The 18,519-nt window shown below is 36.9% G+C and carries 16 protein-coding genes; 4 read left to right on the forward strand and 12 right to left on the reverse strand.

The features are described 5' to 3' along the window. Nucleotides 1–648: a DsbA family protein gene (locus ACYT32_RS05945; protein WP_395265131.1), complete on the forward strand. Its 648-nt coding sequence runs from the start codon at nt 1–3 to the stop codon at nt 646–648. 62 nt (nt 649–710) lie between these two features. Here the strand turns inward: ACYT32_RS05945 and ACYT32_RS05950 are convergent, their stop codons facing one another. The 5 genes from ACYT32_RS05950 to ACYT32_RS05970 form a co-directional block, all read right to left on the reverse strand. Beyond that, complete coding sequence (locus ACYT32_RS05950) at nt 711–1,556, reverse strand: competence protein CoiA (RefSeq protein WP_395265132.1); 846 nt, start codon at nt 1,554–1,556, stop codon at nt 711–713. A gap of 107 nt (nt 1,557–1,663) precedes the next feature. Next, nucleotides 1,664–2,341 carry an adaptor protein MecA gene (locus ACYT32_RS05955; RefSeq protein ID WP_395265244.1) on the reverse strand — a complete coding sequence of 226 codons (678 nt, stop codon included), beginning with the start codon at nt 2,339–2,341 and terminating at the stop codon, nt 1,664–1,666. Nucleotides 2,342–2,470: 129 nt separating this feature from the next. Next, nucleotides 2,471–5,113: a BspA family leucine-rich repeat surface protein gene (locus ACYT32_RS05960; protein ID WP_395265133.1), complete on the reverse strand. Its 2,643-nt coding sequence runs from the start codon at nt 5,111–5,113 to the stop codon at nt 2,471–2,473. A 248-nt stretch (nt 5,114–5,361) separates the two neighbouring features. Continuing rightward, nucleotides 5,362–5,760 (reverse strand): transcriptional regulator SpxA, encoded by a 399-nt coding sequence (gene spxA, locus ACYT32_RS05965; RefSeq protein WP_010020587.1) that lies wholly within the window; start codon nt 5,758–5,760, stop codon nt 5,362–5,364. Nucleotides 5,761–6,017: 257 nt separating this feature from the next. Then, a complete protein-coding gene (locus ACYT32_RS05970) occupies nt 6,018–6,743 on the reverse strand; it encodes an MBL fold metallo-hydrolase (RefSeq protein ID WP_395265134.1) in 726 nt (241 codons plus the stop codon). A gap of 43 nt (nt 6,744–6,786) precedes the next feature. Between ACYT32_RS05970 and ACYT32_RS05975 the strand changes: the two genes are divergently transcribed. Then, entirely contained in the window at nt 6,787–7,239 is a 453-nt protein-coding gene (locus ACYT32_RS05975) for a hypothetical protein (RefSeq protein ID WP_461793373.1), read from the forward strand. On the opposite strand, the gene ACYT32_RS05980 is transcribed toward ACYT32_RS05975, so the two are convergent. Continuing rightward, on the reverse strand, nt 7,229–9,229 hold the full coding sequence (locus tag ACYT32_RS05980) for an ABC transporter permease (protein ID WP_395265136.1): 2,001 nt from the start codon (nt 9,227–9,229) through the stop codon (nt 7,229–7,231). The genes ACYT32_RS05975 and ACYT32_RS05980 overlap by 11 nt on opposite strands. Continuing rightward, nucleotides 9,210–9,980 (reverse strand): ABC transporter ATP-binding protein, encoded by a 771-nt coding sequence (locus tag ACYT32_RS05985; protein ID WP_395265137.1) that lies wholly within the window; start codon nt 9,978–9,980, stop codon nt 9,210–9,212. The genes ACYT32_RS05980 and ACYT32_RS05985 overlap by 20 nt, the downstream gene beginning before the upstream one ends. Nucleotides 9,981–10,058: 78 nt before the next feature. Here ACYT32_RS05985 and ACYT32_RS05990 point away from each other — a divergent pair, with 78 nt between their 5' ends. Beyond that, nucleotides 10,059–10,733, forward strand: a complete 675-nt coding sequence (locus ACYT32_RS05990; RefSeq protein WP_395265138.1) for a response regulator transcription factor — start codon at nt 10,059–10,061, stop codon at nt 10,731–10,733. A gap of 10 nt (nt 10,734–10,743) precedes the next feature. Next, the gene (locus ACYT32_RS05995) at nt 10,744–11,736 is read left to right on the forward strand and encodes a sensor histidine kinase (protein ID WP_395265139.1); all 993 of its coding nucleotides are present in this window, start codon (nt 10,744–10,746) and stop codon (nt 11,734–11,736) included. A gap of 248 nt (nt 11,737–11,984) precedes the next feature. Here ACYT32_RS05995 and ACYT32_RS06000 read toward each other — a convergent pair whose 3' ends face one another. The 5 genes from ACYT32_RS06000 to ACYT32_RS06020 form a co-directional block, all read right to left on the reverse strand. Next, complete coding sequence (locus ACYT32_RS06000) at nt 11,985–12,122, reverse strand: DUF6290 family protein (protein ID WP_395265140.1); 138 nt, start codon at nt 12,120–12,122, stop codon at nt 11,985–11,987. A 200-nt stretch (nt 12,123–12,322) separates the two neighbouring features. Continuing rightward, a complete protein-coding gene (locus ACYT32_RS06005; protein ID WP_395265141.1) occupies nt 12,323–14,359 on the reverse strand; it encodes a heavy metal translocating P-type ATPase in 2,037 nt (678 codons plus the stop codon). A gap of 9 nt (nt 14,360–14,368) precedes the next feature. After that, a complete protein-coding gene (locus ACYT32_RS06010) occupies nt 14,369–14,791 on the reverse strand; it encodes a CopY/TcrY family copper transport repressor (RefSeq protein WP_395265142.1) in 423 nt (140 codons plus the stop codon). A 212-nt stretch (nt 14,792–15,003) separates the two neighbouring features. Then, nucleotides 15,004–17,244: a ribonucleoside-triphosphate reductase, adenosylcobalamin-dependent gene (gene nrdJ, locus ACYT32_RS06015; RefSeq protein WP_395265143.1), complete on the reverse strand. Its 2,241-nt coding sequence runs from the start codon at nt 17,242–17,244 to the stop codon at nt 15,004–15,006. A gap of 418 nt (nt 17,245–17,662) precedes the next feature. Then, nucleotides 17,663–18,409, reverse strand: a complete 747-nt coding sequence (locus tag ACYT32_RS06020) for a hypothetical protein (RefSeq protein WP_395265144.1) — start codon at nt 18,407–18,409, stop codon at nt 17,663–17,665. Between the last annotated feature and the right edge of the window lie 110 nt (nt 18,410–18,519).

Genomic DNA, 18,519 nt, shown 5'->3' on the forward strand with positions numbered 1-18,519 from the left:
ATGTGGGAAATATTCTTATATATTAATCCCTTATGTTCGTATTGTTTAACGGTGGAACAAGCTATTATCGATTTCACTCGGAAGCACGACATTGATACGCAATATCATTTCGTAACGAACTATAATATGGCAACAATTAATGATTACATACAACAAAAGGGCTTTAAAATCAGCGACATCGAGGAACGTACTACGGCCTCACAAAATGTCTTAGAAGCAGCCAAATTATATAAGGCCGCTTCATGCCAAGGAAACAAAAAGGCACGTAATTTTTTAATGAATCTTCAAGAACAAGTGAATGTTTTGAACAATCCCTTTGATGATACCACTATCAAGCGGGCAATTAACAACAGCGGGCTCGACTATAAGTCAATTATGGCTGATAAAGAAAGCCAATGCGTTAGTCAAGGTTTGAAACGTGATCAGCAATTATCCTTAGAAATGAACATTCAAAAGGCTCCGACCGCCGTTATTTTCGATCTCGACCATGAGGAAAAACCTGGTGTAATGATCAATGACTTCGGTGATTCATGCGCCACAAAGAGTGTCATTGAAAATATCAATTCGATGCTGGAACAAGAACTCCCTCATACAGAGAGTTATCTCGACTCTAACACCGTGATCAGTCTAGATAAATTTAGACACTAGTTATCAAACAATATAACTCAAATACCTTCTGATTCGAATCAAATCAGAGGGTATTTATTTTGTCACAATAATGGTTGATTCAAGCGCTTAGGTATAACTCCACAGGCCTTTTGCCAGGCGGGCGTCTTATAGATCGGTGCTTGAGCTGGAAACATGCGATCCTTTAAGTAATCTTCAACCGTCTGTTGTCGTCTTTGAAAGAAAGCTAATTTAAATCTCTGCGACGGTAAATCAACCTTTTGACGCAATTTTTGGATCAAATAATCATTCATCAATTGCGGCTGCAGCCAATATTCTTGAGGCGCATAATCGAATAGATTAGGCAGGTTTTTAGCTGAAAAAATCTCGCGTTGAAAGAACAACTTATTGAACGGTCCGATAAATCTTATATGGTGAAATAGTTGAAAGCGATTTTTTGAGGCATCGTACATCATTAAAAAGTAGCCCATCCCTGGTGTATAATCGAGAAACTTCAAGTGTTCATGCTGCAAATTGGTTTGTAAATAAGCTCCTCCTAACACCCAGATACTTTTGATGCCGACCTGTTGATAACCTTGAACCCGTTTTTTAAAGGTCTCCAGTTTGATTCGGGCACACTGATATTCGACGGCTAATTTGGTTCCAACTAAAATATCTGGTCGTTGCTGAATCTTGGGCAGATAAACTTCCGTTTTGACATCCAGAGTTTGAAACTTACGACACTTCTCAACCAGAAATTGCTTACCTTGTTGATGAAGCCGACTTTCATTGACAGTATTGTGGGACTGATTGACATGCCGAAAATAACGTCGCTTGTCAGTCAGAATTAATTTCACTTGTTGATCACAATGACAACAATAATACTGCTTATTTTCTAATGCTTCTTGAGCATAAATAAGTTTACCTTTTTTATCTAAAGCTGCGTACATTTTTATCACCTCTGATAAAAACTACGAAAAAAAAGATGCCCTCTGATTCTATAACTGAATCAAAGAACATCTCATCTTAATTCTTAAAGCGATGACTTATCGCTTTTTTATTTTCCAAAATAGTATCTAGTCAATTCCAAAGCAGTCTTAGTCATGATTTCTTTACCATACTCCGATAGAACCGCAGCTGTGACTTTAGTCTTGAAGCTGTATTCGCTCAAGAGGGCCAAAACATCGCTGTAAGTCATTTCATGCATTTCATCAGTAAAGAGAATCAATTGCAAGTAATACTTGTCATTATATTCAAAAAGATTTGAGATACCACTCTCTAAGTGCAGTAGGTCAGCCAACTGGACATAATCTTCAAAATCTTTGAATTCGACAATAATCGTCTTGGTAGGTGTATCGGGATCATTCAAGTATGGTGCAGTATCACTGTCATACTCTTCCGTGCCGAGTTTATCGTTAGCCTGATCATTATCTTCATCATTACTTTGAACTGAATCTTGTAGTCCACCCAATGGCAATGAACCTGTACTTTCAGAATCATCACTCTTGCTAATTAACAATTCCAAACCTGCTTTGTTTGGCATTATTTGGAAAGTAACAGGTTCATTATTTGTAAAAACATGATCCTTATCAACTTCATCCAAAATACTGTAGAAGAACGATTCAATTTGTTTTTTATTGCCAAGCAAATCTAAAACTGTAACCCCACGCTCTTGTAAATCCTCTGTACTAAGAATGACTCTGATTGTATTCTCATTAAGTCGATCCATTTCCATCATAGTCACCTCAATTCTGTATCTACATTTTAACAGTCTCAAAAACTATTTCAACTATCATATGTCGATATTACGAGTCATTGGAATAATATACTAAATGTCGGAATACTAGTCAAAAATAACGACTTTCTAGATACTATTCTTCATCGTCCATTTAAGGGTCGTGGAGTAATGACCACTCTTGGCAAATTTGTCATTATTCATATTCAATAAAAGCCCATGTGCATCATCCCAAGATAATGTACTCGTGCCATCAGTAATATCTCCCGTATAGATTTCGGTATCGGCAGAAGTTAAGATCTGTTCTTTGTTATCATTCCCTTTGAAAATCAAAACATTATTCAAGATTTTTGAACTATCTAACGAATCGGTCAATGGTTGATCCATTGAAACTGATATGGTAGATGGTACCGGCGTATTTGGATAATTTTTATTGACGATCGTGACGTCAAAATTATCTTTGTGCTTAACTAATCCTGAAACATTAGTCGTTGTCCCAAAGTCCACGTCAGGAACCGATAAACTCATATTAATTTTATATTGTTGTTGCCAAACATAAGTTGTCACGGGATTACCGGTGGTTGAAAATTTAGCCATTATTTCAGCGGCTGAAATCAAGTCGCCAACCGGAGCATGATCAGTTCCACCATTATTGGCATCGACTTCTTGCCACTTATCGCTGATAGCCTTAAAAGTTTGATCAGATGAATCATCAGACACATTCGTACCAGCAACCGGATCTAGTAATCCAGCCCCCACAGGATTGGTGCTCCCTTTTAAATTAGTCAGCACAGATTTAGGACCTAAAGTAACTTTCCAAAGCTTTTTATCTCCACTGAACATGGATTGAACATTTGTTGCATTAGTCGTATCAAAATTAGATATATCAAGTGTCTCCAAATTATTCATCGAATTGAACATATTGTAAAATGTTGTTACTTGTGCGGTATCCCATTTATTGATATCCAATGTTTTAAGTGACGATGCACCCCAAAACATTCCATCCATATTAGTTGCTTTAGAGACATTCCAATCTTTCAAAGGCAAACTAGTGAATCCTGAAGAATAATAAAAAGTTCGATAAAAGTTCGTCACATTCGAAACATCCCAATTCTCAACAGGTATACTCTTGGCATTAGCCATACTAGAAAAGGTATTATTCATAGTCGTAACTTTGGAGACATCCCAATTTTTGATGAAGTCATAATTAGTCCCCTTAGCTAATTGAAAAGTTGACTCAAGACTTCGAACGTTTGAAGTGTCCCAATCAGCAATGTTCGAAGCACTCGGATCGTCAAAAGCTGAACCACTGAACGTACTCGCCATATTGGTAACTTTGCTTGTATCAAGTGAACCGATAAATTTCTTTAATTTAGTAGTACTAGAAAACGCATTTGACATATTAGTAACATTTGAAGTATCAGCTTTTGAAAAGTCTATAGCTGTAAATCCAGTACCAGCAAACATCCAGCTGATTGAAGATACTTTATTAGTTATTAAAGTTTGATAACCTTTTAAATTATCTTCATTTAGTAATTTGGACATATAAAACATACCAACAACTTCGCTTAAGCTTTCGGTATTCCATTTGGACAAGTCTAAGGACTTTAAGTTTGCACAAGATTGAAAGGTTCTTGCCATATTCGTAACATTAGAAACGTCCCAATTCTCAATAACGGATAAATCACTATCCTTTACATCTGAAAACATATAGCTCATATTAGTTACATTACTGACATCCCAATCGGCAATATTTTTTACTTGATCAATATTGCTATCGGAGGCAAACATATATTGCATATTGGTGACCTTACTGACATCCCAATTACTTAAATCAAGACTCAAAAATTTACATTGTCGAAATAAATCGGACATATTATTAACATTTGAGACATCCCAATCCTTAAGATCATCGGAATTAGTTTTTGTAAAATCATTTTCATTAAATGCTCCACTTAAACTGGTAACTTTGCTAGTATCAAATTTATTTAACCCGGTTATTTTCCCAGTCATATACGCAAACATCTTATCCATTAACTCTAAATTTGAAGTATTAAAATTGGAAACATCCAGGTTCTCTAATGCCACACACTTACAAAACATGCTAGAAGCTGTCATCAGATTTTCAGTATTAAAATTGGAGACATCAATATCAGTTAACGCTTCATCATTTTCAAATAGACTTTCCATTGTTTGGCAATTAGATGTATCCCATTTATCTAGGCCAATAATTTGTGTCAATTGTTGATCATTTTTAAAAAAGCCTGATAAAACCTTTGCCCTAGAGACATCCATATTAGTTACATCGATTGTTTTGACATTAGTTAAACCCGAAAAGACCGCATTTTCAGTCTTCTCAGCATAATATTCAGTGTATGGTACCACGCCAGGTTCAACATAGACACTAGTGATGGAACTAGCAAAGGTACTCCAATTTCCTTGACCATAGGCTAAAACTCCAGCATGGATCGTCAATTTACCACTGCTATCAATCTCCCATTCAGCACTCCCATCAATACCACTGTGAGTGATTGAGGTATTTGAAACCGCCAAAGGCATAATAGTATTAACATTAGCGGTTAAATTACGATTCATAATATTAATTGTATTTTGGTTCAGCATCCCCTGTGCATCATCAACAACTTCAGCATTAATCGTAGATGCATGTATAGATGAGCCTATGCCGATTCCAAAGATTAAACTTAAAAAGACGATACGCCGCCTGTTGTTACTACTCGGGCCGCTTTTATTTTGAGTTCTCTTTACAACCATAGATAAGTCCTCCCAATTAATTCTCATAGAGCAGTATATTACATGAGGGATATTAATTTATTCCTAATTAGAATAAAAAAATTTTTTTGAAATTGGTTTTTTTGTCAAATTTTTTGCTTAATCCTCAAACTGTTAAAATTTGGTAATTAAGCGACAAAAAGCACTTACCGTCCTAAAACGATAAGTGCCTTTACCAATTCCTAATAAAAAAAGATCACTCCCCAAAAAAGAAAGTGATCTGGTTAATTTTATAGTCCAGCCATAAGTTGAGCCTTTTGAAGTTCCATAGTTCTAACACTTCTAGGCAAGAATCTTCTGATTTCATCTTCATTGAAACCGACTTGAAGTCGTTTGTCATCCATGATAATTGGACGTTTCAAGAGACCTGGGTTTGTTTGAACTAAATCTAACAGTTGATCAATCGTTAAATCGTCCAAATTAACCTTAAGATTTTGGAAAGCCTTGGAACGAGTAGAAATAATTTCTTCCGTTCCGTTTTCAGTCATTTGTAATACTTGTTTGATTTCTTGCTTATTTAAAGGTTCTGAGTAAATGTTTCTTTCTTTGTAAGGAATGTCATGTTGTTCAAGCCAAGCCTTGGCCTTACGACATGAAGTACAACTTGGAGATGTATAAATGGTAACCATAAATAATCTCTCCTTTCCTGTGTAGTTTCAAACTCTTTAAACACATAAATATTGTAACTTACTCCAATAATAAAATCTATAGTTTTTCATAAAAAATTACGAATATTTGTTCGAAAACTATCATTTTGTGAAAACATGTACCCATCAAATCACTGTTTATGTGAATTGTTCACAAATTATATAAACTTTATTTAATTTATTACATTAGTTATAATTAATAGTACTTTCATTGAAAGCAGATTGCTGAATTAGCTTGCTTACAAGTCAATTTCCAATCCTTGGAAGGATTTTACAACTGGAATATCACCGGCATACTTTTGTGATTGTTCTAACATTTTCTCCAAATCAACCGTCTGTGGCAAATGACTGATCAAGAGCCGTTTAACGCCAGCTTCTTTAGCTAGAGTACCAGCCTCTTTAGTGTTCAAGTGAGCCTTACGACCAGTCACGTTCTCTGGAAAATTAGTATCAGCAATCAATAAATCAGCATCCTTGGCAAAATCTACTAAGCCATCGAAATAAGTTGTATCAGCTGTATAGACACAAACCTTACCTTCTTGATCAGTGATGCGCATAGCATAGGCCGGAACTGGATGAACAGTTCTGAGAAACTCAAATTTCAAGTTGCCGATCTCAGTTGGTTCATAGTCATTATAGGCTATTCCTTGAGTGGCATTTTCAACTGTCAATTGTGCATAGTTGACAAAATCTTGAGTATGACCATAAATAGGTAGTAGATTTTCTTTTTTAGCAGCAAGCCATTCGTACTGCAAAACTCCGACATCTGCTGTATGATCATGGTGATAGTGGGATAAGACGACGGCGTCAAGATCAGTCGGTTTCATGTACTTGGACAAGGCATTCAAAACGCCACTGCCGCAATCGATCAGAATCTTTTGCTTGCCATCTTGTAATAAATAACCTGACGTTCCGATACCGTCGTGGGGATATCCACCGTAAAATCCTAAAACTGTAACTAACATAGAAAACCTCCAAAAAATTTAATTGAAAGGATTTCAACAAATTATGAACATAACATTAAAGCTAGGCACATATAATTTTTTAAAGAGTCAACTAACTTCAGCTGACACCTTATTAAAACCCTTATTTCATGCCAATGCGGACCATCTTTTGATAAAAAAATTATCAACATCTGCACAATATCATAGTATCAATGGTTTTTACGACCCAAATAAGCAGCTATACTCCTTAACGTATTTAAAATTGAATGCCGATCAGGCTAAGCTGTTTGAAGATAAGCTGTTTGGGACCCAGCAATACTCTTTTAATTCTAACGCAACTATTACCTTTCAAAACAGGGAAAGTCTTCGAGAATATTTGATAATTAAGACTTTTACTGAAACTAGCCAAATCAAAGCGTGGAATCATTTGTTAGAACAAGAGATCCAGACTCAAATTCAAGGCAGTAATGAGGAAGACTTTGGCTTTTTCTCGAAAGCTTATTCGGTCATAGATTAAACTTCTGCTTTACGCCACGCCAGGAAACTTGGTAACTGATTATTCCGAATAATCCGTAGAGAATAATATAACCTCCGTAGATCAAAATAATATTCATTGAAATATGGCGACCAAAGTCAAACATCGCAATGGCCGAAAAGGATTGCATCAAAGCAAAAATAATCGGGATCAAGAAAGTCAGGGTATTTTCACGCCTAATGATATGCTTGATCTCTTTTTCTTCGACACCAATTTTTTGTAAGGTCCGGAGTTGTCGAGACTGATAATCGTCACGTAAGAGAATCCGTAATGTCAGAACACTACCTAAAGCAACCAACAAGGAAACACTGAACAATGCGACGATAAAAAGATAGAAACCGCCACCTTGTTTAAATCGTTTCTTGATATTGCCTTGTCGCAAAAATCCAGCTTGCGTATAAGTAGATGGTCCATATTTAGAGGGTTCTTTTTTCATGACTTGAATCGTTGATTCTGCCAGTGATGATTTAAAATTGACCTTCATATAGTAAGCGTCACGATAATTATTCAGCTTCTGTAATTGACTTCGTTTCAGACGGTCGCCCTTTTTGAAATCCCAGCCGTAAAAAGTATCATGCACTTCGCTAGGCATCTTCTGATAATACGAATTAGGTACGATCATCATTGGTCCAAAGTGCATTGAACTTCCATATGGGAAGGAGTTACCTTGCTTAGCTACGGGAATGATCGGTGAATCCTTGACTTCAATATCATGTTCATCAGAATCGTCATTATACATAATTGAAGAATTATAATCGATTTTCAAAAACTGATGGCGATTGATCTTGGGATTATACTTTCGCATACGTTTAGGTAAACTCTGATAAGAGGAATATGACATAAAAGTCATTGGTTGCTTGACAAAGTCCCCACTTGCTTTACTGTAGTACGAAACCAAATTGATCTTAACGTCGGTCTTATACTCTCCTTTGATCTTAGACTTATTTTTCTGCAACTCTTCACGAATTACCTTAACAGTATCCTTATTTGCTGCCAGTTCAAATGGATAGGCACTGTTGTAATTTTGATGGACTGCTTGATAACCAAAATAACAAAACATCAACAGTGCTAAAGCTAAGGCTGATAATTCAGTTACGAACCACAGAATCGAAATGTTTTGAAAAAGCCGTTCTTTCAAATACTTGAACGAAAAGATATTGATGCCGGAATAAAAAATCGAATGAATTTTTTCCAAAGTATTCAAAATCGACGGTAAAAAGCCGAAATAGACTAGGTAAGTTCCAAAAACGTCAGCCCCCATAATATACATAATTTCAAGAAATGGTCGGGACGAATAACTGATTGTTCTCATATCCTTAAAGAGATAGATAGTTGTCACTTGGGCCGTCAATAACAAAATTACGCCTAAAATTCCCGCTGGTATTCGTAACCACCACCGAGTTTTGACAATCGTTCTTCGTTGTTTCTTCTGCAAAATCCGGATGGTTTTGATGGCGTTGATTAAACTCAAAATCAGAGTTGAAACCAAAAACATTTCAGCTAAAACCCAGGCTTTATCCCACCCGATATACATTTTAAAATTATAAGGAATTTTCATTAAATAAAGGAGCATCATACCCATGAACTTTTGAAAAATCAGCAACCAGGCGATCCCAATCACCCAAGCAATGACTTGTACAAGTGTGGTTTGCAAGAAACTGATCATAACGATCATCCAACGTTGCATCCCTAACTTTTCAAAAGTCACAAATTCATTCCGTTGCTGTTTAACAAAAAATCCGCCCACGTAAATCATATAAGCAAAGGCACAGATGGCAAAAATATAACTCATCATGGTCGATATTTCATAAATGAACCTATCCCACCACTCCATCGCTAAATGAACTGAAGGATTGTCGCCGATTGATAATAAGATACCGAAAATTCCAATCGCCAAACTACAAGATAAAATGTAGATCAAATAACTATCTTTCATATTGGAAAGGCTACGTTTAATAATTTTGTGATACATTGAAATAATCGCCTCCGCCAATTGTTCGTTGCATATTGATGATCTGCTCAAAAAACTTATCACGATTTCCCGGATTGACGATTTCTGAGAAAAATGCCCCATCTTTGATAAAGACCACTCGACTACAATAACTGGCTGTAAAAGCATCATGCGTCGCCATCAAAATAGTCGTACTTTCTTTTTCATTAACCATCTGCATATAATTCAACAGAATTGTGGCTGACTTGGAATCAAGCGAACCTGTTGGTTCATCGGCAAACAAGATCTCCGGTCGATTGATCAAAGCTCTAGCAGCCGCAACGATCTGCCGTTGTCCGAGAGATAGCTCATCAATTGCCCGGTCAGTTAATTTCTCAATATCGAGCAACTGCGTCATATAATTGAACCGCTGTTCGATCAGATGTTTGTTTGAACGACTTAATGCCAATGGCAAAATGATATTTTCTTTAACATTCAAAGAGTCGAGTAATTCGAAACTTTGATAAATAAATCCCATTTTATTGCGACGATATTTTGCTTGATCACGATCATGCAATTGTGTTAAATCTAATCCATCAACAATTATCTGACCGTGGTCAGGCCGTTCATTAGTCGAGATCATATTTAGAAGCGTGGTTTTTCCGGCTCCAGAAGGTCCCATTATTCCCAAAAATTCACCTTGCTTAACTTCAAGGCTGATATCTTTGATAGCATGGACGGCTGTCTTTTTCTTACCAAAGTCCTTTGAAATATTCTTTACAACAATTTGCACCGTTTCTTCTCCAAATTCAATTAATTATTGTTATCATATTGTATAGTGTCTCTATTCTAGCACGGAGGGAATTTTATTATGGCAAAAATTATGATTATTGAAGATGATCCTTCTATCTCTCAATTAATCAGTGAAAATCTTGAAAAGTGGCAAATGAGTTCCTATATCACAAAAGATTTTAATAATATTATTGAACAATTCAATGATTATCAACCTGATTTGGTCTTACTTGATATTAATTTACCTGTTTTCGACGGCTATTACTGGAATCAAGAGATTCGGAAGGTTTCTAAAATCCCAATCATTATTATCTCCTCACGAAATTCCAACATGGACCAGATTATGTCAATGAACATGGGAGCGGATGATTTCGTTGAAAAACCTTTCTCGATCGATATCTTAATCGCCAAAATCAACGCTCTGTTACGTCGGACTTATGATTTTACCAAACGGACTGACGACGTGATCGAACACAATGGTCTCAAACTGAATCTTTCCAGTGGAACGGTTGAAATTGACAATAACAAGATTGACTTATCTAAAAATGAATACAAGCTCTTACAACGTCTATTAAAAGATCAAGGTAAAATCGTCACTCGTGAGCAACTCTTGAACTTCATGTGGGACGATGAGCGATTCGTGGATGATAACACGTTGACTGTCAATATCAATCGCCTGCGCGGCAAAATCGAAAAATACGGCCTAAAGAACTATATCGTCACCAAAGTTGGCCAAGGATATATCATTCCTTAAGAGGTAGCAGATGACATTTCTTAAATATTTACGAGACCACATTTATTCCATTCTGATTGTGTTAATTGGGATGACTTTTATTGAAATTGTTTTTTACTTAGACCCACGAGTCAAATTTCATTCAGGAACATTGATCTACACCTGGATCTTAGCGTTGATCTTTTTAGTTGCTAATTTAGTCATCTCTTACAACCACAAAAAAGCTTGGTATCAACAGCTGAGCGATTATCAAGAGGATCTTTCCAAAGAGCTCAACGGTGCCCGCAACAACGAACAAAAATTCATTCAAACCAAAATTAATAATATTTCTTTAGAATTTAGAAATGAATTGACTCAGCTTTATCAAAATCAAAAAGATCAACGAGAATACACTGAATCTTGGGTCCACGATATCAAAGTGCCACTTTCGGCTTTAAAACTGTCCCAAGACAGTCAACTCGATCCTAATTTGATTGCAGAAGAGATTGACCAAATCGATTATCTCGTCGACCAAGCCCTTTATTTTGCGAGACTGAATAACTTCTCCAACGACTATTTGATTCAAGAACAAAATCTTAACGATATTGTGAAAGCCTGCATCCGAACTAATAAACGGATATTTATCAGTAAGCGGATCGGTATTCACTTCGATATTACCGATCAAAAAATCTTGACCGACGAAAAATGGTTGAGTTTTATCATCAATCAAATTTTATCCAACAGCTTGAAGTACACTGAAACCGGTGGCAAAATCGATATCTTCACGACTAATGAGGATAACAACATCGCCTTGCACATCAAGGACAATGGGATTGGTATCTCTAACCAAGATATCAGTCGAATCTTCAATAAAGGCTTTACTGGTTCAAATGGCCGGACTACTGGCAGTAAGTCAACTGGTATGGGATTATACTTAGCCAAAAAAATGATTGATAAGTTAGGCCATTCAATTGATGTCAAATCCCAACCCGATCAAGGAACGGAAATGATTATCAGCTTTTTGGACTTACCTTATTACAACTAAATCATTTAATTTTTTAACCTCAACACAAATACCCCCCGATTCTAAATTGAATCAGGGGGTATTTACGTTTAAGCATAAAAGGTGTTGCTTATACTTTAAGACAGGAGGTGAACTGATTATCTGCCAAGCTTCAAACGCTCTTAAATTGCTTTTTAGATTCAACAGTATGCCTCCATTTCTTTACGCAATTGTGCTAAGGAAATGTCGTGGCTACAGTTCTTGGAGTTATTCATAGCCTTTTCGTATAGTTAATCGTCCAAATCGTCTTCGATCTTTTCGACCGCTACTGAACGAATAAATGAGGATACACTGATATTTTTAGATTTTGCATAATTTTTAATCAGTTTTTCGTCCTGTCCATCTAAATAGAAAGAAATTACTCCCATGTCTCGTCACCTACCTTATTATCAAATACAGTGTATTATGTCGAATACCTTTTTTCAACCGTTAGCGCTTTCAAACTCTTAAACTATATAACAAGCTTTTTTAATTTATATATTTTGGTAACTATTTATTTTATGTCATTAATACGAAAAAAGATTGCTAAAATTTTAGCAATCTTTTTGATATTTAATACTCATTTTTTTTACATTTTCAGTGTTAAGGCATTAATTGCCACCACTACTGTTGATAAAGACATTACCACTGCTCCAATAGCTGGGCTTAAGACAAATCCTACTCCTGCCATGACACCAGCTGCTAGAGGAATGGCAATGATATTGTAACCAGCTCCCCACCAGAGATTCTCAACTGTTTTCCGGTAAGTGTTCTGTGACAATTTCAAGAACTTGATAATATCGAATGGATCAGAATTGTAAAGTACCACATCAGCCGAATCGATAGCGACGTCAGTACCAGCTCCAATGGCTACACCAATCGTTGCCGCCGCTAAGCTTGGTGCATCATTGATCCCATCTCCGACCATCATCACGTGGTGACCTGCTAGTTCTAATTGCTTAATGACTTGATGTTTATCTTCCGGCAACAATTCTGCCTTAAATTCGTCGATTCCCATCTGTTGAGCCATTATTGCTGCAGCTTCTTTGTTGTCACCGGTCAACATGATTGGAGTGATATGGCGAGACTTCAGATCCTTAATGAACTCGATCGTGTTAGGTTTGATCGTATCCCCTAAGGCAATAAAACCTAGAACTTGTTTATCGTGAAGCAAGTAACTGATAGTATTGCCTTGATCAGAGTAATTTTTAACAAGTTCCTTATCAACAAGAACCCTATTTTCATTTAAATACTTCATATTGACTAAGTAATATTTTTCACCAGCTAAAGTTGCACTCATACCATAACCCTTGAGTGCTTTGACGTTTTCGACTGAAGCTATTGAAACTTGTTTAGTTTGAACGTAATCCAAAACACTTTGTGCAATCGGATGACTCGAACCCTTTTCTATCCCAGCAATAATCGCCAAAAGTTTCTGATCATCTATCGAACTGTCAATACTTTGCAAGCCATTAACAGTAAATTTACCTTCAGTCAAAGTACCCGTTTTATCCATGGCAATATAATCGATTTTTTTACTATTTTCCATCGCTTGATTATCACGGATAATCAAGCCGTTAGTAGCCGCAATTGAAGTACTGCGAGACATCACCAAAGGAATAGCTAGTCCTAAAGCGTGTGGACAAGCGATAACTAATACTGTAACTAACCGGTTCAAGGCTGTATTCATGTTACCGAAGATCAACCAATAAATAAACGATAAGATTCCTGCCGTTAAAGCCGCATAGAAGAGCCAACCAGATACCTTATCAGCCAATTTTTGCGTCTTGGAACGATTATTTTGTGCATCAGATACTAGTTGACTGATCTGTGATAAATAACCCTCAGACGTAGTCTTATCGACTTGTACCTTAATAGTACTGTCACCATTAATGGAACCACCGACAACGGAACTGGCGATAGCTTTTTTGACCGCTTTAGATTCTCCGGTGATCAATGACTCGTTGATATAGCCACTACCAGCCGTAATATGACCATCTAAAGGAATTGACTCGCCGGCTCTGACCTCAATAATGTCACCCTTTTTGACCATTGAAATATCCTGATCAGTAACCTCATTTTCATGAATTAAATGCACTTGATCAGGAACTAGTGAGGCAATTTTTTGTAAGGCATTGCCCGCACTCATCGTCGACTTCATCTCAATCCAGTGTCCCAAAAGCATGATGACGATCAAGGAAGCTAACTCCCAGAAGAAATCCATGATTTTGGTTGTTGAATGCAATAAATCATTCATCACAAAAGCATACAAACTATAAATATAAGCTACACTTATGCCCATAGTAATCAAAGTCATCATGGCTGGCTTTTTCTGAGCTAATTCGCCCTTTGCCCCGGTTAAAAATGGCTTGCCTCCGTAAAAGTAAAGCACACTCGACAAAATCAAAACGATCCAGTCAGACCCAGGAAATTGGAATTGAAATGGTAAGTGAAGTCCCATAAATGGTGACAAAATAAAGACGGGAATCGCTAAAACTAATGAGAGCCAAAATTTTTGTTTTAAGTCACCCATGTCCATCATCTGACCGCCATGCATCATCATATCGTGGCCACTAGACATGTCCATTTTCATATTATCGTGTTTCATATCCATATCTTTCATCATTCACTCACCTCACTTCAAATTAGCTTCCAAACAATCACAGTCAACTTCTTTAGGAGCCGTCTTGGCTTTCTGGTTCAAAGTCTGTAGCAATGTGGCAATGTCAGTTTGTGAGATTGCTGAATTTTCAATCAAATCATTGATGGCATGCCCTTTTTGCATACAACAGAGATTATCAAAAAGTTCATTGACACTCTCGTGGATCGCCTGTTCTTCACCAATCAGGGGTTGATAAATATAGGGACGTTTTGTTTCATCGGCTTGAAGAAAATGCTTCTTTTGGAGACGAATCATCAAAGTTTTGACTGTCGCAGCTTTCCAACCAGTTTTACGCTCCAAGATCTCGATGATTTGCTTACTTGAAGCCTGACCTAAAGTCCAAATAATTCTCATAACTTGCCACTCTGCATGACTCATCGTTGTAATTTCTGTCAAAACTTGGTCCTCCATTCAGTTTACATTTGTAATCTCTTAACAAACTACAGTTTACAACTGTAAACATAAACTGTAAAGTTTAAGCTCTTTTACATTGACCAAAAGTGAAATATTAACAACTCAAATTTTTTCCAAAAAAAAATCCTCTGATCTTTTTTTGATCAGGGGATTTAAGTATCTTAAAGGCTAATCTTATAGCCGATTTATTATTTCTATCTAATTGGACATGCTCCACCAGCACAATCTGATTGATCGACCAATTCGATATCTTTCTTATCGTGATTGTCATTTTGTTGAGCAAAGACAGCTGCAACATTCTCATTAACTTCTGCTTCACGTTTTTGGTAAAGCTTCTTGTCGATTGGTTGCTTTGGAGCTTGCTTGAAGTCAGCACCACTATAAGGCAACAGTGAAGTCGATTTCGTCAAATGTCTATATTGGTACATCAATGGAGCAATTTGATCAGCTTCGCTTGGTTGGAAAGTAATCGTACAACTAACAGCATTATCAGACCAATATGTTTGTAAGAAAGCTTGAGTAGCAAATTGTTCAGCAATTGAAACTGAACCGGCAGAAGCAAAGTTTGGATTGTCGGCGTTGACAGCTTTAACTGGGAACTCGACGCACATTGTATGTTTCGTATAAACGTCAGGTTCGATCTTGTATCCACAAGCCTTTAGAGCTGGCAATAATGGATCAGAATCTTGGAATCTGATACGTTGAATTAAGTAACCTGCATAGTGGAAATGCATACCTTCAGAAACCCCAGCCAACTTAGCAACAGTACCTGAAGGTTTAACTGTTGTATGTTTGATTGATGGTTTGCATCCTAAAACTTGTGAGTACTCCTTGTCAGCTTCAACGACTGTCTTGTACAAGTCATCGAATTTCTTCACAACACGTTGATCGTAAATTGGCTTTTGGACTGTTTCTCCTGTTTCAGGATCAGTGGTAGGTTCAAAACCGGTCACAACACGATTACCGAATGTAGTCAAAATCCAGTCTTGAATACCAGACATTGACACTCCGATTCGACGATTCTTTTGAATAACATTACGAGAAACTTCCCAATCGTAATTGCTGAAAGTAACACGCTTAGTATAACGGGCAGCTAACGTAAAGGCTTCCTCTAAACTCCAGCCTTGCTCAGTGGCAATCAATGGAAAGACTTCAAATAAGTTGCATGGTTCACCATTGCTCAAAGAAATTTCCCCACATGGATTAGTTCCTTCAACACCTTCATCGATTCCTGGTTGATAACCGTCGATGGCACGACCATAGTTCTTGGATAATTCCAAGTTCACAATACCAGGTTCACCATTGTGAGTAATGGAGTCGGCAATTGGTGCATAGCGTTTGAATTCAGAATCAACTGCCACACTGTTATTAGAAGCCCAACGGTGATGGTAGAGTTTCTTTTGATCTTGTTTCATAGTAATGAAGTCGTCATCAGTTGCACCGCCCAAAGCTAATTCTGCTGAACGACGAACATTTCCGGCTACGACCGTCTTACCGATCAAGTTACCCATATCGGTACAGTCAACCGAAGTCAACTTGCGTCCAACCGCATTATTCAATACTTCGTTAATATCGAAAAACATTTCAATCAATGGTATGGGACCGGAAGCAGTTCCACCAAAACCTTTGATTTTTTCGCCTTTAGCACGGATATCAGTAATATCAAGAACGACTTGATCAAGTCCATCGTTAGTGTCAGCAAAGTGAGCATCGATCATATTAGCATTTCCGATGACCCAACCTTCACGGGTATCAGGAATTTCATAATGACGTGTAGCAGAAATGTCATTTTCAGCCAACCAATCGTCACGATCAACTGCACCAGCTTCGATAGAGTCTTTATAAGAGGCACTCTCTTTACCAATGATTACAGTTAAATCGACTTTATTATCAACCTCAGGCATTAACTTCATGTTGCTAGGAACAACAGAGAAACCAACGCCGCCACCCTTCATCAATTGATCAAACATGAAGGAGAATGGCATTGAAACTGCGAGTTGATCCTTTTGCAAATAATCTGGCACGATATGGCTTTCACCATACTTTTGAGGACGAATAGCCACGAACCAACAGTTATTCAAAGCATCCCCGTTGCGATGTTGATATTCTGTTCCTGAGATCCACAGATTTCGACCTGATGGTGTAGCTGCCAAGCCATAGACCAATTTGTATAATTGTTGAGCTTCTTTAACTAATCCGGCATATTCTTCATCAGTTAAATCGTCTTTTTTCAAACGAGGGTCAAGATTAATATTTCCTTCGATAACACGCTTTACAGTTTCTGACCAGTTCTCAGTTCGACCCAGTTCAGGAATCCAACGGGCATATGTTCGTTTATAGGTGACCCAACCTAGTTCACCCCAGTGGGGTTTAATTGTTTTTTTAACATTTTCGATAAATTCATCTGACAAAATAACTTTATTAATAACGTCCATTACTGATCACTCCACATAATTAAGATAACACAATATATAGTACCCTCAAAAATAAAAAATAACAAGATATAGTAGTTAATTATTACCATTGACATTTAGTAATTATTAGCAATCCTTGTTATTTCTGTAATTTTAGATTTATAAATCGATTAAATTTTTAAGCGAGTAAAACAAATTGCAACTACTATTTTAGCCCCCATTTTGAAGACTAAGCAATGATTATTTTAATTTAAACTTCCGAGTAAATTTCAAGTGGGTAAATGAAAATTTTTATCTTGACACGAACATATGGTTGTCAGATCAGGTGTTCCACAAGAAAAATTATTTTTAATTATAAAAAAATCTGACGAATTGTCACCTTTCGTCAGACCTATACCAATTCTATTTATTCAGAGCATTTCTCCCAAGTAATAAATCATTAAAAATTATTTAAGCGTTCAGTGATCCGTTTTAAGTTGGGATATTTTTTGAGATTACCTTTTAGAAAAGCGGGATTATTCAAGCGATAAGTTTTTGATTCTTGAGTCCAATACGTTACTTGTGGATTATTGATCACAAAGAAATTCTTTCGGCTTAGGCCAAAGTGCTGATACATCTTCTTTTGATTTTCATTCTCAGCTCGAAAACGATTCAAGCCAATAATTATTTTTTGGCCAATTTGAGGCATCGGGATACTTGGATCACTGGCTCGAATAATCGTATTAGGATCATCAAAGCCAAAATCTTTCGTAGTATCTTTATCCGTAAACACATTTACGTAATCTTTAACTCGAGCTAGACCACCGGAAAATTCCGTTTTGATAGTTTTACCTTGCCAAGATTTATCGCCAGAAATTACTTTTTCAATATAAATCGTGGCTTTGGTCTCGGTGACTAAGCGTCCTAACTCGGGCTGTAAATTAACCACTTGAGCTTTTACAAGCAATTGATTGCCAGCTGTCAAACGCTGCCAGGACATACTAGAGTCATCATATGCAGGCGGAATAGTTGGCGTCTGATCGGATATTTTCTTATCTAAGTCGACAGCTTGACGTAATCGTCTATTCCACTTAGTTTTGTTCTGACGAATTGTTTTGACTGCAGGTGCACTAGATGGTGACTGATTAGTACAGGAGCTTAATGATAACAACATTACTCCCATTATCAGCCAAATTATTTTTTTCATCGCTAGGTTCATTTCCCTTCAGTCATTTTTCTTACCTAGCGTACTATACCACAACAAAAAAGCGAGTCGCTCAATCTTTTCTCAAAAGATCGAATTACTCGCTTGGTGAC

It is taken from the genome of Companilactobacillus sp. FL22-3 (assembly GCF_054881455.1).

Excerpts from the sequence above, each read along its gene's own strand:
- ACYT32_RS05975 (WP_461793373.1), top strand. The coding sequence starts at position 6,787 with ATGAACATAACATTAAAGCTAGGCACATATAATTTTTTAAAGAGTCAA.
- ACYT32_RS05980 (WP_395265136.1), bottom strand. The coding sequence starts at position 9,229 with ATGTATCACAAAATTATTAAACGTAGCCTTTCCAATATGAAAGATAGT.
- ACYT32_RS05995 (WP_395265139.1), top strand. The coding sequence starts at position 10,744 with ATGACATTTCTTAAATATTTACGAGACCACATTTATTCCATTCTGATT.
- ACYT32_RS05970 (WP_395265134.1), bottom strand. The coding sequence starts at position 6,743 with ATGTTAGTTACAGTTTTAGGATTTTACGGTGGATATCCCCACGACGGT.
- ACYT32_RS05955 (WP_395265244.1), bottom strand. The coding sequence starts at position 2,341 with ATGGAAATGGATCGACTTAATGAGAATACAATCAGAGTCATTCTTAGT.
- ACYT32_RS06005 (WP_395265141.1), bottom strand. The coding sequence starts at position 14,359 with ATGATGAAAGATATGGATATGAAACACGATAATATGAAAATGGACATG.
- ACYT32_RS05945 (WP_395265131.1), top strand. The coding sequence starts at position 1 with ATGTGGGAAATATTCTTATATATTAATCCCTTATGTTCGTATTGTTTA.
- ACYT32_RS05950 (WP_395265132.1), bottom strand. The coding sequence starts at position 1,556 with ATGTACGCAGCTTTAGATAAAAAAGGTAAACTTATTTATGCTCAAGAA.
- spxA (WP_010020587.1), bottom strand. The coding sequence starts at position 5,760 with ATGGTTACCATTTATACATCTCCAAGTTGTACTTCATGTCGTAAGGCC.
- nrdJ (WP_395265143.1), bottom strand. The coding sequence starts at position 17,244 with ATGGACGTTATTAATAAAGTTATTTTGTCAGATGAATTTATCGAAAAT.
- ACYT32_RS06000 (WP_395265140.1), bottom strand. The coding sequence starts at position 12,122 with ATGGGAGTAATTTCTTTCTATTTAGATGGACAGGACGAAAAACTGATT.
- ACYT32_RS06020 (WP_395265144.1), bottom strand. The coding sequence starts at position 18,409 with ATGAAAAAAATAATTTGGCTGATAATGGGAGTAATGTTGTTATCATTA.
- ACYT32_RS05990 (WP_395265138.1), top strand. The coding sequence starts at position 10,059 with ATGGCAAAAATTATGATTATTGAAGATGATCCTTCTATCTCTCAATTA.
- ACYT32_RS05960 (WP_395265133.1), bottom strand. The coding sequence starts at position 5,113 with ATGGTTGTAAAGAGAACTCAAAATAAAAGCGGCCCGAGTAGTAACAAC.